26 protein-coding genes are annotated in these 24,415 nt (G+C 62.4%); 18 read left to right on the forward strand and 8 right to left on the reverse strand.

Annotated elements, in window-relative coordinates; all coding sequences use genetic code 11:
- The 5 genes from AC1D1Z_RS23350 to AC1D1Z_RS23370 all read left to right on the forward strand — a co-directional run.
- Positions 1-532 (forward strand): ABC transporter permease subunit (locus AC1D1Z_RS23350; protein ID WP_477851723.1); only part of this gene is annotated, 532 nt, incomplete at its 5' end.
- A gap of 15 nt (positions 533-547) precedes the next feature.
- Entirely contained in the window at positions 548-1,273 is a 726-nt protein-coding gene (locus AC1D1Z_RS23355; protein ID WP_281040858.1) for an ABC transporter permease subunit, read from the forward strand.
- A gap of 52 nt (positions 1,274-1,325) precedes the next feature.
- Positions 1,326-1,838 carry an ABC transporter permease subunit gene (locus AC1D1Z_RS23360; RefSeq protein ID WP_281040859.1) on the forward strand — a complete coding sequence of 171 codons (513 nt, stop codon included), beginning with the start codon at positions 1,326-1,328 and terminating at the stop codon, positions 1,836-1,838.
- On the forward strand, positions 1,835-2,650 hold the full coding sequence (locus AC1D1Z_RS23365; RefSeq protein WP_018245963.1) for an ABC transporter ATP-binding protein: 816 nt from the start codon (positions 1,835-1,837) through the stop codon (positions 2,648-2,650). Before AC1D1Z_RS23360 ends, AC1D1Z_RS23365 begins: the two co-directional genes overlap by 4 nt.
- A complete protein-coding gene (locus tag AC1D1Z_RS23370; RefSeq protein WP_018245964.1) occupies positions 2,647-3,381 on the forward strand; it encodes an ABC transporter ATP-binding protein in 735 nt (244 codons plus the stop codon). The genes AC1D1Z_RS23365 and AC1D1Z_RS23370 overlap by 4 nt, the downstream gene beginning before the upstream one ends.
- Before the next feature lie 155 nt (positions 3,382-3,536).
- Here the strand turns inward: AC1D1Z_RS23370 and AC1D1Z_RS23375 are convergent, their stop codons facing one another.
- The 3 genes from AC1D1Z_RS23375 to AC1D1Z_RS23385 are packed head-to-tail and all read right to left on the reverse strand — an operon-like array spanning position 3,537 to position 5,943.
- Positions 3,537-3,815, reverse strand: coding sequence for a DUF6522 family protein (locus AC1D1Z_RS23375; RefSeq protein WP_018245965.1), 279 nt, complete (start codon positions 3,813-3,815; stop codon positions 3,537-3,539).
- A gap of 35 nt (positions 3,816-3,850) precedes the next feature.
- Positions 3,851-4,981: an HPP family protein gene (locus AC1D1Z_RS23380; protein ID WP_018245966.1), complete on the reverse strand. Its 1,131-nt coding sequence runs from the start codon at positions 4,979-4,981 to the stop codon at positions 3,851-3,853.
- 56 nt (positions 4,982-5,037) lie between these two features.
- Entirely contained in the window at positions 5,038-5,943 is a 906-nt protein-coding gene (locus tag AC1D1Z_RS23385) for a LysR substrate-binding domain-containing protein (protein ID WP_018245967.1), read from the reverse strand.
- 259 nt (positions 5,944-6,202) lie between these two features.
- On the opposite strand from AC1D1Z_RS23385, the gene AC1D1Z_RS23390 reads away from it, so the two are divergent.
- Both AC1D1Z_RS23390 and AC1D1Z_RS23395 read left to right on the forward strand, forming a co-directional pair.
- Positions 6,203-6,514 carry a hypothetical protein gene (locus tag AC1D1Z_RS23390; RefSeq protein ID WP_018245969.1) on the forward strand — a complete coding sequence of 104 codons (312 nt, stop codon included), beginning with the start codon at positions 6,203-6,205 and terminating at the stop codon, positions 6,512-6,514.
- Positions 6,515-6,942: 428 nt separating this feature from the next.
- Entirely contained in the window at positions 6,943-7,143 is a 201-nt protein-coding gene (locus AC1D1Z_RS23395) for a hypothetical protein (protein ID WP_026188725.1), read from the forward strand.
- 133 nt (positions 7,144-7,276) lie between these two features.
- On the opposite strand, the gene AC1D1Z_RS23400 is transcribed toward AC1D1Z_RS23395, so the two are convergent.
- Positions 7,277-8,197, reverse strand: coding sequence for a GNAT family N-acetyltransferase (locus AC1D1Z_RS23400; protein WP_018245971.1), 921 nt, complete (start codon positions 8,195-8,197; stop codon positions 7,277-7,279).
- Between the two features lie 261 nt (positions 8,198-8,458).
- On the opposite strand from AC1D1Z_RS23400, the gene argE reads away from it, so the two are divergent.
- From argE to AC1D1Z_RS23430, 6 genes are all read left to right on the forward strand, one after another.
- Entirely contained in the window at positions 8,459-9,580 is a 1,122-nt protein-coding gene (gene argE, locus AC1D1Z_RS23405) for an acetylornithine deacetylase (RefSeq protein ID WP_018245972.1), read from the forward strand.
- A 26-nt stretch (positions 9,581-9,606) separates the two neighbouring features.
- Entirely contained in the window at positions 9,607-10,530 is a 924-nt protein-coding gene (locus tag AC1D1Z_RS23410) for a 2-hydroxyacid dehydrogenase (RefSeq protein ID WP_131646765.1), read from the forward strand.
- A gap of 25 nt (positions 10,531-10,555) precedes the next feature.
- Positions 10,556-10,909 carry a cupin domain-containing protein gene (locus AC1D1Z_RS23415; protein ID WP_018245974.1) on the forward strand — a complete coding sequence of 118 codons (354 nt, stop codon included), beginning with the start codon at positions 10,556-10,558 and terminating at the stop codon, positions 10,907-10,909.
- Between the two features lie 129 nt (positions 10,910-11,038).
- Positions 11,039-12,502, forward strand: coding sequence for an aldehyde dehydrogenase family protein (locus tag AC1D1Z_RS23420; protein ID WP_018245975.1), 1,464 nt, complete (start codon positions 11,039-11,041; stop codon positions 12,500-12,502).
- 9 nt (positions 12,503-12,511) lie between these two features.
- Entirely contained in the window at positions 12,512-13,555 is a 1,044-nt protein-coding gene (locus tag AC1D1Z_RS23425; protein WP_018245976.1) for a tartrate dehydrogenase, read from the forward strand.
- A gap of 28 nt (positions 13,556-13,583) precedes the next feature.
- A complete protein-coding gene (locus AC1D1Z_RS23430) occupies positions 13,584-15,041 on the forward strand; it encodes an NAD-dependent succinate-semialdehyde dehydrogenase (RefSeq protein ID WP_477851725.1) in 1,458 nt (485 codons plus the stop codon).
- Positions 15,042-15,113: 72 nt separating this feature from the next.
- Here the strand turns inward: AC1D1Z_RS23430 and AC1D1Z_RS23435 are convergent, their stop codons facing one another.
- The 4 genes from AC1D1Z_RS23435 to AC1D1Z_RS23450 all read right to left on the reverse strand — a co-directional run bounded on the left by AC1D1Z_RS23435 (position 15,114) and on the right by AC1D1Z_RS23450 (position 18,933).
- A complete protein-coding gene (locus AC1D1Z_RS23435; RefSeq protein ID WP_018245978.1) occupies positions 15,114-16,388 on the reverse strand; it encodes an NAD(P)/FAD-dependent oxidoreductase in 1,275 nt (424 codons plus the stop codon).
- A 13-nt stretch (positions 16,389-16,401) separates the two neighbouring features.
- Positions 16,402-17,070 (reverse strand): haloacid dehalogenase type II, encoded by a 669-nt coding sequence (locus tag AC1D1Z_RS23440; protein ID WP_026188726.1) that lies wholly within the window; start codon positions 17,068-17,070, stop codon positions 16,402-16,404.
- A 173-nt stretch (positions 17,071-17,243) separates the two neighbouring features.
- Positions 17,244-17,918: a 3-oxo-tetronate 4-phosphate decarboxylase gene (gene otnC, locus AC1D1Z_RS23445; RefSeq protein ID WP_018245980.1), complete on the reverse strand. Its 675-nt coding sequence runs from the start codon at positions 17,916-17,918 to the stop codon at positions 17,244-17,246.
- Between the two features lie 16 nt (positions 17,919-17,934).
- Positions 17,935-18,933, reverse strand: coding sequence for a LacI family DNA-binding transcriptional regulator (locus AC1D1Z_RS23450; RefSeq protein WP_018245981.1), 999 nt, complete (start codon positions 18,931-18,933; stop codon positions 17,935-17,937).
- Between the two features lie 239 nt (positions 18,934-19,172).
- Between AC1D1Z_RS23450 and AC1D1Z_RS23455 the strand changes: the two genes are divergently transcribed.
- The 5 genes from AC1D1Z_RS23455 to AC1D1Z_RS23475 form a co-directional block, all read left to right on the forward strand.
- Positions 19,173-20,489: an MFS transporter gene (locus AC1D1Z_RS23455; protein ID WP_020493442.1), complete on the forward strand. Its 1,317-nt coding sequence runs from the start codon at positions 19,173-19,175 to the stop codon at positions 20,487-20,489.
- A 69-nt stretch (positions 20,490-20,558) separates the two neighbouring features.
- Positions 20,559-21,503, forward strand: coding sequence for an L-threonate dehydrogenase (gene ltnD, locus AC1D1Z_RS23460; protein WP_018245982.1), 945 nt, complete (start codon positions 20,559-20,561; stop codon positions 21,501-21,503).
- 14 nt (positions 21,504-21,517) lie between these two features.
- Positions 21,518-22,294 (forward strand): 2-oxo-tetronate isomerase, encoded by a 777-nt coding sequence (gene otnI / locus AC1D1Z_RS23465; protein WP_018245983.1) that lies wholly within the window; start codon positions 21,518-21,520, stop codon positions 22,292-22,294.
- A gap of 3 nt (positions 22,295-22,297) precedes the next feature.
- Positions 22,298-23,578 (forward strand): 3-oxo-tetronate kinase, encoded by a 1,281-nt coding sequence (gene otnK, locus AC1D1Z_RS23470; RefSeq protein WP_018245984.1) that lies wholly within the window; start codon positions 22,298-22,300, stop codon positions 23,576-23,578.
- A gap of 202 nt (positions 23,579-23,780) precedes the next feature.
- Positions 23,781-24,415: GNAT family N-acetyltransferase (locus AC1D1Z_RS23475; protein ID WP_477851726.1), on the forward strand; the 635-nt coding region annotated here is incomplete at its 3' end.

The raw sequence follows: 24,415 nt of genomic DNA on the forward strand, positions 1-24,415 counted from the left end.
GGGCGTGCCGACGCTCATCCAGGGGGCGTTTCGCATCGGCAACGATACCCACTTCGCACAGATCACCTACATGCAGACGGTGATCCTGTTTGCGTCACTGATCGCCATGGGGGTGCTGACCTATGTGATCAACTACACCAGGATCGGCCGCGAATGCCGCGCCACCCAGCAGAATATCCGGATCTCCGCGATACTCGGGGTCAATACCGACCGGATCATTTCGACGGTCTTCGTCATGGGTGCGGCCACTGCCGCCGTCGGCGGCACGCTCGTCACCTTCAACTACGGCTCTTTCAACTTCTTCATCGGCTTCGTCATGGGTATCAAGGCTTTTACGGCCGCGGTGCTCGGCGGGATCGGCTCGCTGCCCGGCGCCGTGCTCGGCGGCATCGTCCTCGGCCTGACCGAGGCGCTGTTCGCCGGCTATGTCAGCACCGACTACAAGGACGTCTTCGCTTTCGCATTGCTCATCACCCTCCTGTTTTTCCGACCCTATGGCCTGCTTGGCCGGCCGGAAATCCAGAAAGTCTGAGGAGGAGCAAGAACGATGGAATCCAACCGCCTTCGCGCACTCCTCAAGCAAGCGCTCCTCACTTTTACAGTCTCCCTTATCCTGTTCGGCCCGATCTCGGGGCTGGTTCTCGCCGGATTTTCGTTCACGAACGAACTGATGCGCGCGGTACTCCTAGCGGCCGTCGTCACGGCAGGACGTCTAGCGCTCTCGCTGTTCCAGATCAGCAGCCTCGGCCGAAAACTCACCCGGCGCATGGCCGGCAACGGCGCCGGTGTGACCGTCATGACCGGCAAGGAAAGGTCGCCGCTGCTGGTCCTTTCCCTGTTGTTTGTCGCCGGGTTGAGCTTGCCGTTTTTTGCCGACAAATACCTCCTGGGTATCGCGATTCTTGCCCTGATATACTGCCTTCTCGGCCTGGGGCTTAACATCGTCGTCGGGCTTGCTGGCCTGCTCGACCTCGGCTACGTCGCCTTCTACGCCGTGGGCGCCTATCTCCTGGCGCTCGGATCGCAATATCTCGGGATCGGCTTCTGGGGCGCTCTGGTGCTCGCCCCATTCCTGGCCGGCCTCTTCGGCATGATCCTCGCCTTTCCCGTTCTGAAGATGCATGGCGACTATCTTGCCATCGTGACGCTCGGATTCGGCGAGATCATTCGTCTGGTGTTGAACAACTGGCTGGAATTCACCGGCGGGCCGAACGGCGCCCCGGTTCCGGCACCCACCTTCCTCGGCCTCGAATTCACCCGTTCCCATTCATGAATATCTGGGCATCGCCTACAGCGCGGACTACCGGTTCTGGTTTCTCTATTTCGTGCTGTTTCTTGTCGTCTGCTTCGTCATCTACGCCGTGGAGCGACTGCGCGTCATCCCTCTCGGCCGCATGTGGGAAGCGCTGCGGGAAGACGAGATCGCCTGCCGTTCGCTCGGCGTCAATCACGTCTTCACAAAGCTCACGGCCTTCATGCTCGGCGCCTCCACGGGCGGCCTCGCCGGCGTCTTCTTCGCCGCACAACAGGGCTTTGTGAACCCGACATCCTTCACGTTCTTCGAATCCGCGCTCATCCTGGCGATCGTCGTCCTTGGCGGCCTCGGATCGACGGCGGGCGTCATCTCGGCCGCACTCGTTCTCACCATTCTTCCGGAGCTTCTGCGTGAGTTCGCCGAATACCGCGTTCTGGTCTTCGGTATCCTGATGGTGGTGATGATGTTCTGGAAACCGCGCGGCCTGGTCCGCATCAAGCGCCCGGCATTCTTTCCGAGCTCGATGAAAGAAGGCATCGGCAGCGAACTGTCCTTTGAGGGCAAGGCGGAGGCTGGACGATGAGCCCCATCCTCGAAGTACAGAATGTCACCATGCGTTTCGGCGGCATCGTCGCCAACCGGGACGTCAGCTTTTCTGTCGAACGCGGCACGGTGACCGCCCTGATCGGTCCCAACGGCGCCGGCAAGACGACGATGTTCAACTGCATCACCGGATTCTATCGCTCCAGCGAAGGCCGCATCATGCTGAACGGACGCGATGGTCCGACGGATATCGGCCAGTTGGTGACCAAACCGATGACCGGCGGCTCACACCTTGTGACGCGCGCCGGGATTGCCAGGACGTTCCAGAACATCCGCCTGTTCAAGGAAATGTCGGTCATCGAGAACCTTCTGATCGCCCAACATCTCGCCACCCGCAACAACATCCTCAGTGGCGTTTTCCGGACCCGGGCGTTCCGCAAGGCCGAGGCAGAGGCTGTCGACCGCGCCTATCACTGGCTTGGGCAAATGAAGCTTGCCGACGACGCCAACCGCCTGGCCGGCGAACTGCCTTACGGCCGGCAGCGCCGCGTCGAGATCGCCCGCGCCATGTGCACGGGCCCGAGCCTCATATGCCTCGACGAACCGGCTGCCGGCCTCAACCCTTCCGAAACGCTGGATCTGGCCGAGGTCATCCAACGGCTTTGTGCCGATCACAAGCAGACGGTTCTCGTCATCGAGCACGACATGGGTCTCGTCATGCGCATTTCGAACCACATCGTCGTGCTCGATCATGGCGAGGTGATCTCCGACGGCACGCCGCAGCATGTCGCCAACGATCCGGCCGTCGTCGCCGCTTATCTCGGTGTGAGCGAAGAAGAGGTACCAGCATGAGCCAGTCGTCCGACACGCAGGTACCGCTTCTCGAATTCGCCGGCGTTCATGCCCATTACGGCCCGGTGGAAGCGCTGAAGGCGGTGAACGTCCATATCTCAGCCGGTGAGATCGTCAGCCTGATCGGCGCAAACGGCGCCGGCAAGACCACGCTGCTTTCTTCTATCTTCGGGGCGCCGCGCGCCTCATCGGGCAAGATCCTGCATCGTGGCGAAGACATCTCGCAGATGCCGACCAGCAGGATTTCCAGGCGCGGCATAGCACTCGTCCCGGAAGGTCGGCAGATTTACCAGGAGATGTCGGTCGAAGAGAATATGATGATGGGCACGACGCCGATCGGCATGGCCCACTTCGAAGAAGACCGGAACACCATGTTCGAGCTCTTCCCGCGCCTGAAGGAGCGCCGAAATCAGACCGCCGGCACCATGTCGGGCGGCGAACAGCAGATGCTCGCCATCGCCCGCGCCATGATGGCGCGGCCGGAACTGATCCTGTTCGACGAACCGTCGCTCGGCTTGGCGCCGCTGATCGTCAAGCGCGTTTTCGAAGTTTTGCGGGAGATTGCTGCGATGGGCAAAACGATATTTCTCGTCGAGCAAAACGCCAACCATGCACTGAAGCTTTCGCAGCGGGCCTATGTCATGGTCAACGGCCGCATTCATCTCTCCGGCGACAGCGCCGCCCTGCTCGATAACCAAGACGTCCGCAAGGCCTATCTCGGACTGCACTGAACAAGGGGCTTCCAGCCGGCATAGTCAATTTGCCGATGGCCAGCGTCGACTTCCACCTGCCGCTCGGCGGCCGCAAGGGATCGTTCCTTCGATCGGCGCGAACAGGGCCGAGCGGTGCAGCAAACCGGCGTAACGCACCATGCATAAGGACGGGGTCAGACCGGATGCCGTCCGGAGGATTTACCCCGAAGAACGGTCATCTGCTCTTGCTGCACTTCATTTTCATCGTTCAAAACGGCTTGCCAAAGCCTGTTGCCGAGCCGAAGCGACACCCGTTTCGTCCCCTCGTGTTCGGCAGTACCGATTTCCACGGAGCTGACGACGGAGCCATGGCGCATGTGGCGGCGAAGATCGGCCAGCGACAATCCGAACCGTCTCGCGAGCTCCGATGATTCCAGGATAAAATCGCCATTTGAATCGCGCTCGATCAGCACCGACTTTTTCTCCAGCTACGTTCCACGCTCACCGCTCAGGCCACCGCCCGAATCGCATTGTCCCCCTTTGGCAGCAATCGCGCCACTGCGCTCAGGAGATCCGTCTGCGATATCAGGCCAAGGATCCGGTAGTCGTCGTCGACAATGATGACGGCATGCGTGCGACCGTCCGTCAGAACAGGCAACAGCGACAGAGCAGAATCCGAAGGTCTGGCCACCGCCGGCCTCGAGATCGCGTGCGCGATGGTCTCGGTGCTCATGGACAATTCCCGCAAGCCGACGGCGCCGACGAGGCGGCCCTCCGGATCCTTCACCGGCAAGGTGCGGATATTGTGCTTCAAAAGAAGATGCCGTGCAGCATCCGGTTCCGAGGCTTCGCCAATGGCGATCACGTCACGCGACATGATATCGGCACAGCTGATCTTGCCGTTTGAGCGGATGGCCGATTGCAACTCGACCTGCTGCAACAGCCGGCCGAGGTCTGCCCGATCGATATCAAAGGTTTCGTCGAGCGCTTCGAGGGCCGCATCGACATCCTCTTCGCGGAAACCCACCCGCACGGCAGACGGCAGGTCCACTGTCTGATGGGTGTTCTCCGCGGGTTTCGGAACGACGTGCGGATAATTCCGCTTGGAAAGCTTGTGGAACAACAGGCCAAGGCCGACGAGGATGCAGGAGTTCAAAGCGACGGGCACGAAGGGAAAAAGAAATCCCCAGCCGGCAACGACAGGACCGCCGAGCACGGCGGTCAGTGCGGCGGCTCCTCCCGGCGGATGCAGGCACCGCGTGAAGGACATCGCGCCGATGGCAAGCGAAACGCCGACGCCGGTCGCGATGATCGGATCGCGAATGAAATAGGCGGCAATAATCCCCATCAGAGCGGAAATCGTATTGCCGCCGATGATCGACCAAGGCTGCGCAAGCGGACTTGCCGGCACCGCGAAAAGAAGCACCGCGGACGCCCCCATCGGCGCGACGATCAGGGGAAGATGCGGCCCCTGGCCGAACAGATAGCCGCTGATGACGCCGGTGAGACCAATGGCCAGCAAAGCGCCGAGACATCCAATCAATCGCTCTCGTAAGGTCGCACCGGCCAGAATAGGTGAAAACAAACGGAAGCGGCGGAAGCGGCTCGGTCTCACCTTCGGGGAAACGGGATACTGCATGACAAGACCAATTTTAAGCGAGGATTATCTGGCGGCGAAGGAGGAAGACGTTCAGGTTAGTTTGTTGCCAGCCTGATATCTCTGCCCCTTGTCGCGCTGAGGACTTCGTGGAATGCGTTGAACGCGCTTGGGCGATCATTCCTGCGGTAGACGAGCAGCGTCTCGACAGGCCCGAGCTGATGGGTCTGGAGAGGCGTCGGCCAGTGCATGAGATCAAGGACGGATCGCGGCATGACGCCGGCCGTATTGCCCGTCGCAACGCTCGCCAAGATCGCGTGGTAGGAGCCGAGTTCGCTCGTCGGCAGGGTGCTCGATTTGCGCGCCCAGTTTTCGGCGATCCGGCGATAGGTGCAGCCGGGTTCCAAAGCGGCGAGTGATCCGACACGCAGGTCTGCGGCTGACTTGATGGAGGGATGCCCGGACGGCAACACGATCAACAGATCCTCGACGAAGACCGGCTCCATTTCGAGCGCCTTGAGTTCAGCATCGAAGCTCGAGTCTTCCTCGCGCATCGTCTTCGGTGGGCGGGCAATCAGCGCGCAATCCAGTGCATCAGAGAGAACGTCGCGGATCAGATCGCGGGACGCCCCCATCGTCAGATGAAGCGACACCTCCGGCCACATCTGATTGAATTGCGTCAGCGCCGCCGGCAGCCTGCTTGCCGCCGTGCTCTCCATGGTGCCGACCCGCAATGTCCCGGATGGGGCCAGAGGCCGCACCGCCTGGCGCGCTTCGAGCGCAAGCGCCATAAGCCGGTTGGCATAGGCGAGAAACGTCCCGCCCTCGCGCGTCAACGTCATCTTCTTGCCGTCACGGCTGAAGAGCGAAACGCCGAGGTCCTCCTCCAATTGCTGGACGCGCGTCGTCACATTCGACGGCGCCCGCCCTACGGCCTTGGCAGCCTTGGTAACGCTGCGGTCGCTGGCAACGGCGAGGAATATCTCGATCGATGAAAGGTCCAATGAAAGGATCTCGTTTGCAGAATTAAGACGATAGATAATTCTCTATATAAAAATCATTGCTCCAGCTCAAGCCAGTTTCGGATCGGACGAAAAACATGAGCCCAAGCAGACGAGCGATTGCCGAAAAAAGGGTCGCGACGCCGAGGAAATAGCCATGCAAGCCGCGACGTTGCCTCTGTCGGACGACGTTTTGAGGGTTTGAGGCTGGCATGAGGTTTGCATGCTTAGGGCTATCTGCGGATCGATCGGCGACGACCCTATGTTGCAACTTGTCTTGACCTGTCTTCTTCTGAGCGTCGCTTCAGGCTTGAGCATGCGGCGTTTTCTTCTGCCGTATTTCCCAGGCGGCGATCTCGCCGAGAAATCTGCCCCTGTGACAATCGTCGCAAGCGCCGTCTTTCTGGCGGCAATCGCTTTCACCGTCTCCGATCAAGATCTCTGGGCAAAATCCGTCATCCTGATGCTCGGCCTTTCGCTGGCAGCCATGTTCGACGATGCGAGACCCAGGCTGACGATCGCTCTCTCCGCCATCAGTCTGGCAGCCTACCTCGGGCTGCGTTCGATCGGCTGAGCATCCAACCATCACGCAAACAGATCAGTGGCGATTGAACACCGCAACTTATCGCCGGTGTCGAAGCCCAATCGAGGCGACTACATCCACCGACGAAATCATTCGTCAACAGAGCCACATCTCACAACCTGAAACATCTCCCGACGGGGGAAGAGGAAGAGTTCGCGCAATACGAGAAAATGATCTCTATTGAAGAATATTCTTCCGCTGCTATTCTGTATTATAGAACATTCGCCGCGGCACGCTGGGATCGCAGCAAGCAGAAATCGGACCTCTCGCGATCGGTGTCTCTCGACTCCAGGAAATCGAGACCATCGATCCCAGGAGCTGATCGTGACCGATGCCGAAAGCCGGTTTCGTAACGACAACGGCTCCCGTGCCGCACGGATGTTCGAGTTGCGCTGACGATGAGGAGGCGAGTGGCGATCATGGACAACGACCCGGCAGGAAAAATCTGGTCGGAATGGTATGCTTGGCATCCTGTCTTGCCGATCGATGACTCCGTGTTCTGGCTCGAGACCGTATACCGCCGGGAAAGCCCGGAAGGTCTCTGGCAATATCGTTCGTTCCGGCCCGAATTTGAACGCCGGCAGGCTCTGATCGACATACCGGTCTGTCCCGGCGCTTAGAGCAATTCCAGGAAAAGTGCGAAGCGGTTTTCCGTCCGGAATTGCGTAAAAACAAAAGGATAGAGCGGTTCTGCGCTTCCGTTAAAAGCTGAACCGCTCTAGAATCCGACAACGATCGCCAGGTAGGCCTGCGTCAACCGAGTGCCTGACTGACGAGTGCATAGGTTCTCGGCTCGTGCGCCGCCTGATGTCCCGGAACCGGAAGCCAAGGGCCGCCGAGCGACATGGTCGTCACGATGTCGTAAACGGGAAGACCGCAGCGAGAGAGGAAATCGGAAAAGGTCCCGCCCTGCTCGCGTGTGTCGAGGCGCAGGAACGCTCCTGCATGCTCGGCGGCATGTGGGCGGACGACGGCGATCGCGTCTGCGTCACTGCCCGCCACAATAGGACCGATGACATGGCCACGCCCGAACCGCCGGCAAAGCGAAAAAGCCTCGATCCTGCCGGCACGGGTTAACACGATGCCTTTGGAATTTGCCATCAACCGGGCCAGGAGCAGCTTGCGATCGGTGCCGAAGGCCACGCAGTCCAATTCGGCGATCGCTTCCAGATCGCCGGCCTCCACTGCCCGTATCACAGCACCGGACGGCAGCTCCACATCCGGCGGCGATATCGCTTCGCCCTGGCATTGAAAGACGAGTGCCTCGCGAACAAAGTTCAGGGAACGATAGAGACGTCGCGCCGCGCGCGTCGCATTCAGCCCGAGGTTGCGCCCGGCGACCTGCTCCAGCGCGTGGCCCATGAGCCATTGCCCGGCGCCATTGGTTTGAAGACGCGGCGAGGTGATGACCATACCGATCGTTGCAAATTGGGCATCGTAGGGAAACCACATCGCAGAGCCCAGGATGCGGCCGATTTCATCGATCGCCACGATGCCCTGGCCGAATTCCCGCAAGAACTGCCAGTCTTCGCCACGATGCGGCCAGGCGACGGTCATCGACAGCGCATGCAACTTGTCGAGGGCGACGCTGTCGATCCCGGCAATGTGCGTCTCGAAACTGTCGACGAACCTGGATTCGGATGTCAGTTCGCTCACTCCCACCCCCTGCCGCATTTTTCTGGCCAAGCCTGCGCCCGGAAACTTCTCTGACCAGACTAGAACAGATCGTTCGATACAATTCACTGGTTGGGCCGGCGCAAACACAACAATCGACCAAATCCGCTGCGCTTTCGGCAAATAAAGCCTGGACCGTCCTCTAAAGTCATTGACTAGGCCCGACCGGCCGCAGTCGCCGTTCACCGTGAGCCTGGAATGTCGCCTCCCGTCAGCCCAGTTGCAAGCACCCTCAAAGATCCCCGCACTGTGAGGAATCCCATGCAGGCAATTGAAATTCTCGAAAGGCTCGTTGGCTTCCCCTCCGTCGTCGGCACGCCGAATGGCGAGATCGTCGCGTGGATCCGGCACTATCTGCAGAGCCACGGCGCTGTCGTCACCGAGCTTCCCGGCCCGGAAGGCGATCGGTCGAACCTCTTCGCCACGATCGGCCCGAAGGAAACGCCGGGCTATATCCTCTCAGGCCATATGGACGTGGTCCCCGCCGCCGAAGGCGGCTGGACCAGCGATCCGTTCCGCCTGCGCGCCGAAGCGGACCGCCTCTACGGACGCGGCGCCACCGACATGAAGGGCTTCCTGGCCGTCGTTCTCGCCGCCGTCCCGGCGCTTGCGGCCATGCCACTTCGCCAGCCCGTCCACCTTGCCTTTTCCTATGATGAGGAGGCCGGCTGCCGCGGCGTGCCGCACATGATTGCCTGCCTGCCGGAGCTCTGTGCAGCCCCGCTTGGTGCAATCATCGGCGAGCCGAGCGGCATGCGGGCGATCCGCGCCCACAAGGGCAAAGCCGCCGCCCGGCTGACGGTCAGGGGCCGGTCCGGCCATTCCTCGCGCCCGGACCAGGGACTGAACGCAATCCATGCCATCACGGATGTTCTGGCCTGCGCTCGCGCCGAAGCCGAACAGCTCACCTCCGGCCCGTTCGAGCATGTCTTCGAACCGCCCTACTCCTCCCTTCAGGTCGGCACGCTGAAGGGCGGCCAGGCAGTCAACATCATTCCCGACAGTTGCGAGGCCGAGTTCGAAGCGCGGGCTATTTCCGGCGTCGATCCAGTCACGCTGCTGGCGCCGCTCCGAGTGGCGGCCGAGGCGCTGTCGCAGTTCGGCTTTCAGGTGGAATGGCGCGAACTCAGCGCCTATCCGGCACTTTCGCTTGCCGCCGATGCGCCGCTTGCGACACTGCTTGGCGAGCTGACCGGCATCGAGCCGCTCGCCGCCGTCAGCTACGGCACGGAGGCCGGCCTTTTCCAGCGCGCCGGCATCGACGCGATCATCTGCGGCCCTGGCGACATCGGCCGCGCCCACAAGCCGGACGAATTCATCCTCACCGGCGAACTGCTCGCCTGCCAGGCGATGGTCGAGGCGCTTGGCCGCCGCTGTGCCTGATGACATCCGATCAAGGAGCCGACGCAATGACCTTTCTCTTCAATTCCGACGCGAAGCGCGGCGCCATCTTCGCCGAAGCCTTCGCGCGCGAATTGCCCGACATTGCCTTCTCCATGGATCCCAAGTCGGTCGAAGCGGACGCCGTGCGCTACCTGATCACCTGGACGGTGCCGGATGATCTCGCGCGCTATCGCAATCTCGAAATCCTCTTTTCGATCGGCGCCGGCATCGACCAGTTCCGCATCGATGCCGTGCCAGCATCGGTCAAGGTCGTGCGCATGGTCGAGGACGGCATCATCAGAATGATGCAGGAATATGTGACGCTGGCCGTGCTTGCGCTCCATCGCGACCTGCCGACCTATCTCGACAAGCAGCGGCGCCGGACCTGGCAGACGATCGCGCCGGTGCAAGCCTCTGAACGCCGCATCGGCGTGCTCGGCCTCGGCATGCTTGGAAGCGCGGTGCTCGAGCGTCTGCAGCCCTTCGGTTTTCCGCTTTGCGGCTGGAGCCGCAGCCCGCGCGAGATCGACGGCATCCGATGCCTCAGCCGCCGCGACGGCCTCGATACCCTGCTTGCAACCACCGACATTCTCATCTGCCTGCTGCCGCTGACGGATGAGACGCGCGGCTTCCTGAATGCCGAGCTCTTCGCCAGATTGCCGGCCGGCGCTGCGCTCGTCCATGTCGGTCGCGGCGCTCAGCTCGATCATCAGGCGCTCGTCGACGCGCTCGACACCGGACATCTCTCCGGCGCCGTCGTCGACGTCACCGATCCGGAACCGCTGCCTGAGGACCACGCCTTCTGGAACCATCCGAAGATCCTGCTGACGCCGCACATTGCAAGCGTCACCCAAGCTGAAACCGCCGCGGCGGCCGTGATCGGCAACATCAAGCGGCACCAGGCAGGCCTCGATCCGATCGGACTGATCGATCGCAGCCGCGGCTACTGAGCTCTCAACCTAGGAAAGCAAAATCATGTCCCTCCTCAAGACGATCGACACCAATCCATCCTTCGCGCCGCGCGAGTCCGGCCCACTTCCAGAACGGCTGATCTCGGGCAATCCGGCCTTCAAGACCTGGGCGCAGGACGTCGCCCGCGGCGAGACGGTTCATAGCGGCGTGTGGGAGGCGACACCCGGCGAGACGCGCTCGATCAAGGGTGAGACGTTCGAGTTCTGCCACATCCTTTCCGGTCTGATCGAACTCACGCCGGAAGGCGGCGAACCGGTGGTCTACAAGGCCGGCGACAGCTTCGTCATGAAGCCGGGCTTCGTTGGCGTCTGGAAGACGATCGAGACGGTGCGCAAGATCTACGTCACCGTGTCGTGATGCCGACGCCGTAGATTTGACTGCCGCATCGGCGAAAACGCAATTTTTCGCCGCTGCGGCATCACCGGTCGATGCATGCTGCTCGCATTCCCCAGTTAGGCTTGCCTCAGCCCATCCCGAGGACATGCGATGACACTCAGCTTCGATCCGAACACGATATCCTTGCCCGTCGGACATTTCATTGGCGGGCGGCTGGTTCCGGCCGAGGCGGTCATCGACATGCATCGCCCATCCGACGGCAAGGCTTATGCCGGCTGTCCGCTGGCCGACGAAGCCCTTGTCGATCACGCCGTCGAAACCGCCAGGACCGCATTGAAGACGAGCAATTGGGGCGGCATGCGGCCGCGCGAGCGCACCGTGGCGCTGCAGCGCTGGGCGGACCTGATCGAAGCCGAGGCGGAGACCCTCGCCAGGCTCGAGGCGCTCTCCTCGACGCGGCCCATCGGTCATCTCGTCGCCGGCGACATCGCCGTCACCGCCGAACAGATCCGCTTCTTTGCCGAGTTCGCCGACAAGGAAGGCGGCGACCTCGTCCCGACCGACGATGCGAACTTCGGCATGATCATGACGGAACCCTATGGCGTCGTCGGCGCCATCACACCCTGGAATTTTCCCTTGTCCATGGCCGGCTGGAAGCTCGGTCCGGCGCTGGCGGCAGGCAATGCGGTGGTGTTGAAGCCGTCGGAAATGACGCCGTTTTCGACGCTCTATCTCGCCGAACTTTCGGTGCGAGCCGGCCTGCCGGCCGGTCTCGTCAACATCGTGCTCGGCGACGGCCCGACCACCGGAAATGCCATCACCGGACATCCGGGCATCTCCAAAGTCAGCTTCACCGGCTCGACGGCGGCCGGCTCGGCGATCATGACCAATATCGCCCGCACCGGCGTCAAGCCGATGACGCTGGAACTCGGCGGCAAAAGCCCGCAACTGGTCTTCGCCGATGCCGATCTCCAGCTTGCAGCCGGCGCAATCGCCGGCAGCATTCTCTCCAACGCCGGTCAGGCCTGCGTATGTGGATCCCGCCTCATCGTCGAGGCGACGGTGGCGGACGAACTCGCGGCAGCGCTCGTGGCCAGGCTGGCGGCCATCCGCCCCGGCCCCACCTGGGACGAGGCGACCGATTATTCGCCCGTCATCTCCGAACGCCAGATCGCCCGCATGGACGGCATCATCCGCGCCGCTATCGACGACGGCGCCGAATGCCTCACCGGTGGCCGCCGCCTCGACCGCGAGGGCTATTTCTACGCACCGACCCTGATTTCCGGCGTGACGGCAACATCGCCGGCGGTTCTCGAGGAAATCTTCGGACCGGTGCTGACCATTCAGACCTTCGATGACGAGGAGGAAGCGCTGAGGCTCGCCGACCATCCGGCCTATGGGCTCGCCGCCGGCCTCTTCACCCGCGACCTCTCGCGTGCCATCCGCGTGACCCGCCGCCTTCAGGCCGGCACCGTCTGGGTCAACCGCTACGGCCGCTCGCGCGACCATATCCTGCCGACCGGCGGCTATAAGCAGTCGGGCATCGGCAAGGATCTCGGCCGCGATGCCTATCTCGCCAACCGCAAGAGCAAGAGTGTGCTCATCAGCCTGTGAGGACCTGCGATGAAGACCTACAAGATCGCCCTTCTGCCCGGAGACGGCATCGGCCGCGACGTGACGGCAGCAGCCTGGGCCGTGCTCGTAAAGGCGGCTCAATCGAACGGATTTTCTCTTGATGCAACCAGCTATCCCTGGTCCTGCGACTACTATCTGGAGAACGGCAGCATGATGCCCGCCGATGGCATCGAAACGCTCAGGTCCTTCGATGCCATCCTGCTCGGTGCCGTCGGCTGGCCTCGCAAGGTACCGGATTCCGTGTCGCTGCACGGACTTCTGCTGCCGATCCGCAAGGCTTTCGTGCAATATGCCAATATCCGCCCGCACCGGCTGCTGCCGGGTGTGCAGGGGCCGTTGCGGTCTGACGGCTTCGACATCCTCTGCATTCGTGAAAATACCGAGGGCGAATATTCCGGCGCCGGTGGCCGCGTCCACCAGGGCGCCGATAATGAGGTAGCGGTCGAGACTTCGATTTTCACCCGCAAGGGGGTTGAGCGCATCCTGCGTTTCGGCTTTGAGCAGGCGCGTGCGCGCAGCGGCAAGCTTGCCTCGGTGACGAAGTCCAACGCCCAGAAATATTCGATGGTCTTCTGGGACGAGATCACCCAGAAGCTTTCTGCGGAATATCCCGATGTCGAGGTGACCAGCTACCATATCGACGCCATGGCCGCCCGCATGGTCATGGCGCCTGATAGTCTCGACGTCGTGGTCGCCTCCAACCTGTTCGGCGATATCCTGACCGACCTCGGCGCTGCCATCCAGGGGGGGCTCGGCTTTGCAGCCTCCGCCAATATCAATCCCGATCGCTCGGCGCCATCGATGTTCGAACCGGTCCACGGCTCCGCGCCCGATATCGCTCATCTCGGCATCGCCAATCCGATCGCCGCCATCTGGTCGGGCGCGATGATGCTCGAGCATTTGGGAGAAGCGGCTGCCGCCGCAAGGGTGATGGCCGCAATCGAGGCGACGACGGCACGCGGCATCGGCGCAATTCCCGGCAAGGACAAGACGGACGCGATCACGGCATCGGTGCTTTCGGCACTTGGCTGATCAATGGGGCTGATCAATGGAGAACAGAATGAACAGATTAAGGGATAGCGGCCTGTTTCGTGAGCAAGGGCTGATCGATGGAGAATGGCGCGGGGCCGCAGCCGGGCGCACGATCGAGGTGATCGACCCGGCGACGCAGCATGTGCTGGGCACAGTGCCCGACATGGACGGAGCCGATACGAGGGAGGCAATCGCCGCGGCGGAGAAAGCCTTTGGTCCATGGCGCGCAAAGACCAATGCCGAGCGTGGCGCATTGCTGGAAGCCTGGCACGATCTGATGCTCGACAATATCGAGGATCTGGCGCTGATCCTCACCCGCGAGCAGGGCAAGCCACTGACGGAAGCGCGCGGCGAAATCCGCTATGGCGCCTCGTTCATCAAATGGTTTTCCGAGGAGGCGCGCCGCATCGGTGGAACGACCATTCCCTCGCCGACGACGGACCGGCGGATCGTCGTTCTGAAGGAGCCTGTCGGCGTGTCGGCGATCATCACGCCGTGGAATTTTCCGAATGCGATGATTACCCRCAAGGTCGGGCCGGCACTCGCCGCAGGCTGCACCGTCGTCATCAAGCCATCGGACCTGACTCCCTATTCGGCGCTGGCACTTGGCGTGCTGGCGGAACGCGCCGGCATCCCGAAGGGCGTCATCAATATCGTCACCGGCATGCCGGCTGCGATCGGCGACGAGCTGATGGCCAACCAGACCGTCCGCAAGATCTCTTTCACCGGCTCGACCCGCGTCGGCTCTCTGCTGATGCGCGGCGCGGCCGACAGCGTCAAGCGGCTCAGCCTCGAACTCGGCGGCAACGCGCCCTTCATCGTCTTCGACGACGCCGATCTCGATCTTGCCGTGGAAGGCGCAATCGCATCGAAATTCCGCAATGGCGGGCAGACCTGCGTTTGCGCCAACCGCCTTCTCGTCCAGTCCGGTGTCTATGAGGCCTTCGCCGCCAAACTTTCCGCACGCGTATCGGCCATGAAGGTCGGGGCCGGCACGGATGCCGGTACGGATATCGGGCCGATGATCAACAAGGCGGCGATCGAGAAGATCAAGCGTCATGTCGACGATGCGGTGGAAAAGGGAGCAAGGATCCTCGCCACCGCGGGTTCCGTGCCTGAAGGCGATCAATATGCGGTGCCGATGGTGCTCGGCGGTGCGACGACCGAGATGCAGCTTGCCAGCGAAGAGACCTTCGGCCCCGTTGCCCCGCTTTTTCGTTTCGACAACGAGGAAGAGGCGATCCGCATTGCCAACGCCACGCCCTTCGGCCTTGCCGCCTATTTCTATACCGAAAGCCTGAAACGCTCCTGGCGTGTCGCCGAAGCGCTCGAATTCGGCATGGTCGGCCTGAACACAGGGGCCATTTCGACCGAGGTCGCTCCCTTCGGCGGCGTCAAGCAGTCCGGCCTCGGCCGTGAAGGCGCGCAGTGCGGCATCGACGAATATCTGGAAATGAAGAGCTTCCACATCGGGGGGCTCAACTGACCAGCGGTAGAGCAAAAGAAAATGGGCGCCGTGGACTCATCCTCGGCGCCCTTTTTCGTACTCGCTGATGCTTTACTGAAACCGGTCGAGTGTCTTGTAGTACAAGCCCACCAGCGGCAGGAACCAAGGTTTTCCGAAATGGCCGGGGACGGCGGGCCAGTCGAGCCCCTTGATCGGGTTACGGTCGGCCTTGCCAAGGATGGCGTCGGCCATGATCATGCCGAGATGGGTGGAGAGTTGGGCGCCGTGGCCGGAATAGCCCATGGCATACCAGACACCATCGACATAGCCGGCGCGGGGATAGCGGTCCTTGGTCATATCGACGAGCCCGCCCCAGCAATAGTCGATTTCGACGCCGGCAAGCTGCGGGAAGATTTCAGCAAGGCTGGCGCGCAGAATATCGCCGCTCCTTGCGTCCGATCGTTGATCCGACGTCGCGGAAAACCGGGCGCGACCGCCGAAGATCAGCCGCTTGTCGGGCGACAGCCGGAAATAGTTGCCGATGTTCATCGACGTGACACAGGTGCGGTTGCCGGGCATCGTAGCGGCGATTTCGGCGTCGGTCAGCGGACGGGTGGCGATCAGGAAGCTGCCGACGGAAACGATCCGGCGGCGGAAATAGTTAAAGAGCGACGGCGTATAGGCGCCTGTCGCGACCAGCACGTGGTCTGCTGTGACGGTGCCCCGTGCGGTCGTCAGGCTGTGGCGACCATTGCCCTGCCGGTGTGCGCTCACCGCCGCCCCTTCGAAGATGGTGGCGCCGTGGCGGGCGGCTGCCGTGGCGAGCCCGGCGACATAACGGCCCATATGCATCATTGCACTCTTCTTCGAGAGCATGGCGCCATGGAAGGGCGAGCAGACCTCGCTTTTCAGGTCACTCGCGGTCAGAAGTGCCGTGTCCGGATCGACTTCTCTGTGAACAGCCTCGAAATTGCGGGCAATGGCATCGAAATGCTGCGGCTTGGAAGCGAGCTTCAGCTTGCCGGCGCGGCGGAAATTGCAGTCGATTCCCTCTTCGGCAATGATCGCCTCGATCGTGTCGATGGAATCGTCGAACGCCTTGTAGAGGGCGACGGCCCGCTCCACGCCGAGTGCGGACTTGGCGGACAGGAAACTGTGGGCGAGCCCGTTGTTGAGGTGGCCGCCATTGCGCCCCGACGCTCCCCAGCCGACCCGTTCGGCTTCCAGCACCACGACCTTGACGCCGGCCTTTGCAAGCTGGCGCGCCGCGGCAAGCCCGGTAAAGCCGGCGCCGATGATGGCGACGTCGTAATGTCCTTCGACGGGGCCTTGTGCGCCGCCGGCAAAGGCTGGAGCCGTGTCGTGCCAGTAGGATTCGAACTGCATCCGCGTGTCTCCGTCAGAGCCCGACGACGCCAGGCAGGCCGGAGATGTCAGGAATTTCGACATAACCGTAATAGGGGTTGGCAGGCTCATGGCCGCGATTGACCCAAACCTTGTTCTTGATGCCGAGATCGTGGGCCGACATCAGGTCGTAGCGGAAGGAGGACGAGCAATGCAGCACGTCTTCCGGCCCGCAGCCCAGCATATCGAGCATGTATTCAAAGCCCTTGAAGCGTGGCTTATAGGACTGCGCCTGCTCGGCGGTATAGACCGCATGGAAGGGCGCGCCCAGTTTTTCGACGTTCGACATGATCTGCGAATTCATGGCGTTGGAGAGGATGACCAAAGGGATTTCCTTGGCGACCTTGGCGAGACCGGCCGGGACATCCGAATGCGGCCCCCAGGTTGGGACCCGCTCATAGATCATCCGGGCGGCTTCATCGCGAAATGTCACGCCGTTGCGCTTGCATGTCCGCTCGAGCGAATTGTGCACCACCTCGGCATAGGGTTTCCAGTCGCCCAGGATCTCGTCGAGCCGATAGGCGGCGAAATTCTTGATGAACTCCGCCATGCGCCGCTCGTCGAGCTCTTCGCCGTAGAGGTCGCGCGCCGCTTCCGCCATCTGAAAGTTGGTCAGCGTGCCGTAGCAGTCGAAGGTGATGTATTTCGGACGGAACGTCGTCATCTGCGTATCCTTGAGCGATCGGAACTGGGGACGTGTCACAATCATAGGCACCGCTTCACCCACAGCTCGCCTGAATTGGCGGCATCGGAAGCAGAATCTATCGTATCGAAAGCTGGGTTTGGCAGAAGGTTGCGCGCTTTCACCCGCGGTCAACGGCCAGCGGAGTGACGCCTTCAATCGCCGTCGTGATCGTGATCGTGATGCGACGGGAGGTCGAGGCCGAAGGTGTTGACGAGATCGGCCACCTGCGCCGGACTGAGAAAACGGGGATTGAGGTTGCGCAACAGCAGATAGAGCTTCGCCGTTTCCTCCAGTTCCTCGGTCGCAAAGACCGCCGCCTCCAGGCTGTCGCCGGCAACAACAGGTCCGTGATTGGCCAGAAGCACCGACGAATACTTGCCCGCCAGCCCGCGGATGGCGTCGGCCACATCAGGATCGCCGGGACGATAATAGGGCACCAGCGCGGTTTCGCCGGCGCGCATGAGATAATATGGCGTCATCGGCGGCAGGGCGGCGCGCGGATCGATTTCCGGCAGCATGGTCAGTGCCACCGCATGGGTGGAGTGAAGATGGACGATGGCGCGGGCGCTGCCGCGCGTATCGTAGAGGGCGGTGTGCAGCGGGATCTCCTTGGTCGGCTTGTCGCCGGACAGGAGCCGGCCTTCAGCATCGAGCCTGGAAATCCGTGCCGGGTCGAGAAAGCCGAGCGAGGCGTTGGTCGGCGTGACCAGCCAGCCACCGTCCTCCAGCCGCAACGATATGTTGCCCGACGAACCGGGCGTCAGCCCACGCTCGAACAGCGAGCGGCCGTATCGGCAGATTTCCTCACGCAGGCGCGCTTCGGACATGACAGTTCCTCCAATATTACGCAGTTGCCCCTTCGATCAGTTCAAAGCCGAGATCGACGGCCTGCGGTGGCGCATTAGCGACGACCAGCTGCGCGGCTATCTGCCCCGTCGCCACGCGCGGCGTTCGGATGGTCGACAAGGGTTGCGGTGTTGCCCGGCCGATATCGAGGCCGTTATAGCCGAAAATGGCAAGCTTCGAGGGGATCGCGATCCCTTGAGCCAGACAGTGAAAATAGCCGCCCAGCGCCATGTCGTCGTTGGAGAAATAAACCGCATCGAGATCGGTCGTGCGGGCAAGCAACCGCTCCAGCCCCAACCTGCCGTTTTCCACGGATGAAGCGCCTGCGAGAATTTCACGGCCGACGAGAGGGGCGTCATGCGCTTCGAGCGTTTCGCAAAAGCTGGAAAACCGCTTGCCGGCACGGGTATCGCGGTTCAGGTCGTGACCGACATAGCCGATCCGGCGATAACCCCGCTTGAGCAGGAAGGCAGCGCTCTCCCGTCCGGCCGCGCGGTTCGAGAAGCCGACGGCGATATCGAGAGCATCGCCGTCCAGATCGAGCAGTTCGACGATCCGACACCCGCTGGCGCGCAGCATCTTCACCGTACCCTCAGTATGCTCGTACCCTGCCAGCATGACCGCCGCCGGCCGCCAGGCAAGCATCGCGGCGGCGAGCGCTTCCTCCTTGCCCGGATCATAGTCGGTCACGGAGAATACCGCCTGATACCGGTTTTCCTCCAGAACGGCGCTGGCACCGCGCAGCACATCGGGGAAGACGATGTTGGACAGCGAGGGAATGACGAAGGCGACAAGACGCGAACCGGTGGAGGCAAGCGTTCCCGCGATCCGGTTCGGCACATAGCCCAGCCGCTCGACCGCGGCCATCACCCGCTCGCGCGTCTTGCCGGAAAACGAACCGTGGTTGCGCAGCACGCGCGACACCGTGCTCTCGCCAACACCGGCCGCTTCCGCGACCTCGGCAAGCGTTACCGTCGGTTGATGTTTGAATTCCATCGTTACGTTTGAACCCGACTGTTGAGGTGGTTATCCGGCCTGCCCGCCCGATGAGCACCGCGTTGCCACCATTTTTCACCGCTCCCGCCAAGAAGCAAGGTTTTTTTGGCAGCGCTACCAATTTGCTGTTGGCAGCGCTGCCAAAATGAATTAATGAAAATGGCAGCGCTGCCACAAATGGCTCGGCGTGCCGCGGGAGGATCGACAGGAGACCGCGGCAACAATCGGAGGAGAAAATCATGACGCTGCAGACGCAAGCGCCAGTCGTTGGCGCACATCCCGCTCAGACGCTCGAAGACCGTGCCTATGGCAAGGTATTCTGGCGCATCGTACCCTTTTTGATGCTGTGCTACGTGGTCGCCTATCTCGACCGCGTCAATGTCGGCTTCGCCAAGCTGCAGATGTCGAGCGAGCTCGGCCTCTCGGAAGCCGCCTATGGCATCGGCGCCGGCATTTTCTTCATCGGCTATTTTCTGTTTGAAGTGCCGAGCAACATCATCATGAACAAGGTTGGCGCACGGGTGTGGATCGCCCGCATCATGCTCACCTGGGGCGTCATTTCGGCCGCTTTCATGTTCACCTCTTCGGAAACCGTCTTCCATGTCCTGCGTTTCCTGCTGGGCGTTGCCGAAGCCGGATTTTTCCCCGGCATCATTCTCTATCTGACCGCGTGGTATCCGGCCCATCGCCGCGCCAGGATTATCACCACCTTCATGTCGGCGATCCCGATCTCCGCCATTTTCGGCAATCCGCTTTCGGGTCTCCTGATGGACAGTTTTCACGGCACGCACGGACTTTCCGGCTGGCAGTGGATGTTCCTGATCGAAGCCATTCCGGCCATTCTTTTCGGCGTTGCGACGTTGTTCTACCTTGATGATACGATCCAGGGCGCGAAATGGCTGAACGATGAGGAAAAAGGCGTGCTGACGGCCAATATCGAGGCGGAGAACCGGGCCAAGACCGCAAGCCCACACAGCATCGGCGCAACGCTGACCGACCGTCGCGTCTGGCTGATGTGCCTGATCTATTTCTGCTTCGTGCTCGGGCAATATGGCCTGAATTTCTGGATGCCGACCATCGTCAAGGCCTCGGGCGTCAGCGGAAACCTCAATATCGGCCTGATTTCCGCGATCCCCTATATCTGCACATTCGTTGCCATGCTGGCGCTCGGACGTTCCGCCGACAGGCTGCGCGAACGCCGCTGGCACCTGGTCGTCCCGGCCCTCATCGCCGCCGGTGGTTTCGTTGCGGCGACGATGGCGACGAGCACGACAGTCTCGATTGTCTGCCTCTCGCTGGCTGCTGCCGGCGCCATCAGTTGCGCGCCGCTATTCTGGTCGCTTCCGACGGCTTTCCTCGCCGGCACGGGCGCTGCGGCCGGCATTGCCTGGATCAATTCGGTCGGCAACCTCGCCGGGTTTCTCGGGCCGTTTCTGGTAGGCTATCTCAAAGACTTCACGGGCACCAACAGCGCCGGCATGTATCTGCTGGCGGCTGCCTTGGTCGTTGGTTCGCTGGCCGTGTTGACGGTTCCTGCGAAAACCGTCAATCGCTAAACCACAGCCCCTCCGGGATAGCACCCGGAGGGGCGCAGACCTTTCCTCACAAGACTGGAGACCCTCCTCATGCCACCGCTTGCTGAAAACTCGGGCTCGGCCGTTGTCGCAGCCGTCATCGGTCTTGGTTCCATGGGGCTTGGAATGGCCCAGTCGATGAAGCGCGCAGGTCTCGACGTCGTAGGATATGACATCACGCCGGCGGCGGTGGACCGCTTCATCGCCGACGGTGGACGTGGCGCGTCAACCCCTGCCGCTGCGGCAAAGGACGCCGACATCGTCGTCTCCGTGGTCGTCAACGGCGCGCAGACCGAGGCGGTGCTGTTCGGGCCCGAAGGTGTCGCACGTGCGATGAAGCCCGGCGCCGTCTTCATCTCGTCGGCCACCATGGATCCCGCGGTCGCACGCGATCTGGCACAGCGGGCGGAGGCTCTCGGCCTGCATTATCTCGACGCGCCGATTTCAGGCGGCGCGGCCAAGGCGGCGCGTGGTGAACTGACGATCATGGCGTCCGGCTCCATCCAGGCCTTCGACACGGCACGCCCGGGTCTCGACGCCATGGCCGGCAAGGTCTACGAGCTTGGCGACGAGGCCGGAAAAGGCGCGGCCTTCAAGATGATCAACCAGCTTCTCGCCGGCGTGCACATCGCCGCCGCCTGTGAGGCCATAACCTTTGCCGCCAAGCAGGGCCTCGACCTCGACAAGGTCTATGAGGTGATCACCGCTTCGGCCGGCAATTCCTGGATGTTCGAAAACCGCGTGCCGCATGTGTTGGCCGGAGACTATACGCCGCTCAGCAGCATCGAGATTTTCGTCAAGGATCTCGGTATCGTCCAGGACATGGCCCGCTCCGAGCGTTATCCCGTACCGCTCGCGGCAGCCGCCTTGCAGATGTATCTGGCCGCCTCCGGGGCGGGCATGGGCCGTGACGACGATTCCTCGCTCGCGCGGCTCTATGCCGAGCTTTCCGGCGCTGAATTACCCAGCTCCACCAAAGAGCCGCAGAGCCTGTAAAAGGAACGCTAGACATGCCGGTTTTCGCCGCCAACCTGACGATGATGTTCAACGAATGGGCGTTCCTCGACCGCTTCGACGCCGCAGCCGAAGCCGGCTTTGCCGCCGTCGAATACCTCTTTCCCTACGAAGCCACGCCGGAGGCGATTGCCGAACGGCTTGCCCGCAACAATCTGCAGCAGGCATTGTTCAACCTGCCGCCGGGTGACTGGGCAGCAGGCGAGCGTGGCATCGCGGCTCTTCCCGGACGGTTCGATGCGCTGAAAGCGGATGTCGAGCGGGCCCTGGACTATGCGGCGGCGACCGGCGTCAGGCGGTTGCATCTGATGGCAGGCATCGCCGACCCTCATGACCAAGACGCCGCCTCCTCTTATCGGCGCTCCGTCACCTACGCTGCCGGGCGGCTTGCGGAAAAGGGCATCGATCTCCTGCTCGAGCCGATCAACGGGCGCAACATGCCCGGATATTTCCTCAACGACTTCGCCGCGGCCGAGCGGCTGATTGCCGAATGCGGCCTGCCGAACCTGAAGCTCCAGTTCGACATCTATCACCGCCAGATCATCCATGGCGACGTCACTATGGCGTTGCGACGCCTGCTGCCGATCACCGGCCATATCCAGATCGCCAGCGTGCCGTCACGCAACGAGCCGGACGGGGAGGAACTGAACTATCCCTATCTGTTCGGCGAAATCGACCGCCTGGATTACGACGGTTTCATCGGCTGCGAATACATCCCGCGCGGCCGCACATTGGACGGTCTTGGCTGGTTCAAACCTTTTGCACGGAGCTAGACGATGGCTATTTTGCTCGGATCAATCGCTGACGACTATACCGGCGCTTCCGACCTCGCCAACACGCTGACGAAGAACGGTCTGCGCACGGTGCAGACGGTCGGCATCCCCGATCCGTCGCTCGCCCTGCCGGATGTCGACGCTGTGGTCGTTTCCCTGAAGATCCGCTCCGTCCCGGCCTCGGACGCCGTGGCGGCGGCGGCAAGCGCCGAGCGATGGCTGCGCCAGCGGGGCGCCGGCCATGTGCTTTACAAGATCTGCTCGACCTTCGATTCCACCGATGCCGGCAATATCGGTCCCGTCACCGAGGCCTTGAGCGAGGCGGCCGGCGGCGGCTCCGTGCTGGTGACACCCGCCTTTCCGGAAACGGGACGCACCGTCTATCTCGGCCATCTCTTCGTCGGCGGACAGCCGCTGAACGAAAGTCCGCTCAAGGATCACCCCCTCAATCCAATGCATGACGCCAATCTCGTGCGGGTTCTCACCCGACAATCGCGCAATGCCGTCGGACTGATCGATCTCACGACCATCGCGGCCGGACCCGGCGCCGTCAAGGCGAAGCTCGATGCTCTGCGCGCGGCAGGCGTCACTGCTGTTATCGCCGATGCGATTTTCGAACGCGATCTTGAAACGCTCGGCGAGGTCGCGTTGAAAACGCCGGTGTCCAGCGGTGCGTCCGGCCTCGGCCTCGGCCTTGCCCGCGCGCTGGTCAGCTCTGGTCGAATATCGTCCGGCGGTGCAACGACGGCGGACGCCATTCGCCCTGTGGGCGGGCTGTCGGCGATCGTTGCCGGCAGTTGCTCCAAGGCGACGCTCCACCAGCTCGCCATCGCCGAACGGTCGATGCCCGTCCTGCGGCTCGACCCGGAACGGCTGCTTGCCGGTCCCGATGAGATCGCCGCGGCGATTTCCTGGGCCGGAGACCGCATCTCCGCCGGCCCCATCGTCATCGCCGCGAGTGCTGCGCCTGAAACCGTGTCCCGGCTGCAATCGCTATACGGGCGAGAGGCCTCCGGCCACGCGATCGAGACCGCGACGTCGATCATAGCAGCCGAACTGGTGGAGAGAGGCGTGCGGCGCCTTGTGGTCGCCGGCGGCGAAACCTCAGGCGCGGCGGTCGACAGGCTCGCCATTCCGGCATTTCTGATCGGCCCGGAGATTGCGCCTGGCGTGCCGGTGCTGCGCACAGTCGGCAATGCGCAGGGCGACATGCTTCTGGCATTGAAATCGGGGAACTTCGGAGGCGAAGATTTCTTTACGGCAGCGCTGGCGATGATGCACTGACATGCCCATCGCATGTCTATGAACTGTCGAGCGCCAGGACCCACCGCCAGGATCTGGATAGGACGCATATCGGTTGATTCTAGCATAAGATGCGGCGGCCGATGATAGCAAAGCCATAAGATACTGCCTGAACCATGGCCTTCAGACGATCTGCCCGCCGGCGCTCCGGCAGACTGGCGGGCACGACATGAAGGACGCCCCCATGCAAGCAAGTCAGATCGAAATCGTCCCGTTCGGCCCGGACCATCTGGAAGCCGCCGTCGCGCTCTCCCGACAGGCGGGCTGGCCGCATCGGACGGAAGACTGGCAGTTGGCGCTCGCCTTGAGCGAAGCGATGGTTGCGGTCGAGGACGGCAAGGTCGTCGGCACCGTGCTCGTCACGCCATACAAGGGGGATTGTGCGACCATCAACATGGTCATTGTCGACGAGACGATGCGCGGTCGCGGCCTCGGCCGCAGACTGATGGACGCCGCATTGCTGACCGCCGGAGACCGACCGCTGAGGCTGGTGGCGACGACGGCAGGCCTGCCGCTCTACCAAAAGCTTGGCTTCCGCGAGACGGGAACCGTGCTGCAGCACCAGGGCCTTGCCGGAGAAATGGCCGCGCCGATGGAAACGGAAGTGGCTACCGACGCCGATCTCGCTGCCATCGCGGGGCTCGACCGACTTGCCTTCGGCGCCGACCGTGAAGGGCTGCTCTCCTATATCGCCGGGATCGGCGAATTCGCCGTCATTCGCCGCGACGGCCGCATTTCCGGGTTCGCTTGCCTGCGTCCTTTCGGCCGCGGCGAAGTGATCGGACCGGTGGTGGCCGCCGATCTCGGCGAGGCCAAGAC

This window comes from Rhizobium sp. P1_E1, from assembly GCF_056406015.1.

Bases quoted from the DNA above. Each gene is read 5' to 3' on its own strand.
- AC1D1Z_RS23365 (WP_018245963.1), top strand. From the start codon at position 1,835: ATGAGCCCCATCCTCGAAGTACAGAATGTCACCATGCGTTTCGGCGGC.
- AC1D1Z_RS23380 (WP_018245966.1), bottom strand. From the start codon at position 4,981: ATGCAGTATCCCGTTTCCCCGAAGGTGAGACCGAGCCGCTTCCGCCGC.
- AC1D1Z_RS23395 (WP_026188725.1), top strand. From the start codon at position 6,943: ATGGACAACGACCCGGCAGGAAAAATCTGGTCGGAATGGTATGCTTGG.
- AC1D1Z_RS23435 (WP_018245978.1), bottom strand. From the start codon at position 16,388: ATGCAGTTCGAATCCTACTGGCACGACACGGCTCCAGCCTTTGCCGGC.
- AC1D1Z_RS23400 (WP_018245971.1), bottom strand. From the start codon at position 8,197: ATGCGGCAGGGGGTGGGAGTGAGCGAACTGACATCCGAATCCAGGTTC.
- AC1D1Z_RS23455 (WP_020493442.1), top strand. From the start codon at position 19,173: ATGACGCTGCAGACGCAAGCGCCAGTCGTTGGCGCACATCCCGCTCAG.
- AC1D1Z_RS23440 (WP_026188726.1), bottom strand. From the start codon at position 17,070: ATGACGACGTTCCGTCCGAAATACATCACCTTCGACTGCTACGGCACG.
- otnC (WP_018245980.1), bottom strand. From the start codon at position 17,918: ATGTCCGAAGCGCGCCTGCGTGAGGAAATCTGCCGATACGGCCGCTCG.
- AC1D1Z_RS23390 (WP_018245969.1), top strand. From the start codon at position 6,203: ATGTTGCAACTTGTCTTGACCTGTCTTCTTCTGAGCGTCGCTTCAGGC.
- AC1D1Z_RS23415 (WP_018245974.1), top strand. From the start codon at position 10,556: ATGTCCCTCCTCAAGACGATCGACACCAATCCATCCTTCGCGCCGCGC.
- argE (WP_018245972.1), top strand. From the start codon at position 8,459: ATGCAGGCAATTGAAATTCTCGAAAGGCTCGTTGGCTTCCCCTCCGTC.
- AC1D1Z_RS23450 (WP_018245981.1), bottom strand. From the start codon at position 18,933: ATGGAATTCAAACATCAACCGACGGTAACGCTTGCCGAGGTCGCGGAA.
- otnI (WP_018245983.1), top strand. From the start codon at position 21,518: ATGCCGGTTTTCGCCGCCAACCTGACGATGATGTTCAACGAATGGGCG.
- AC1D1Z_RS23355 (WP_281040858.1), top strand. From the start codon at position 548: ATGGAATCCAACCGCCTTCGCGCACTCCTCAAGCAAGCGCTCCTCACT.
- AC1D1Z_RS23410 (WP_131646765.1), top strand. From the start codon at position 9,607: ATGACCTTTCTCTTCAATTCCGACGCGAAGCGCGGCGCCATCTTCGCC.
- otnK (WP_018245984.1), top strand. From the start codon at position 22,298: ATGGCTATTTTGCTCGGATCAATCGCTGACGACTATACCGGCGCTTCC.
- AC1D1Z_RS23425 (WP_018245976.1), top strand. From the start codon at position 12,512: ATGAAGACCTACAAGATCGCCCTTCTGCCCGGAGACGGCATCGGCCGC.
- AC1D1Z_RS23420 (WP_018245975.1), top strand. From the start codon at position 11,039: ATGACACTCAGCTTCGATCCGAACACGATATCCTTGCCCGTCGGACAT.
- AC1D1Z_RS23370 (WP_018245964.1), top strand. From the start codon at position 2,647: ATGAGCCAGTCGTCCGACACGCAGGTACCGCTTCTCGAATTCGCCGGC.
- ltnD (WP_018245982.1), top strand. From the start codon at position 20,559: ATGCCACCGCTTGCTGAAAACTCGGGCTCGGCCGTTGTCGCAGCCGTC.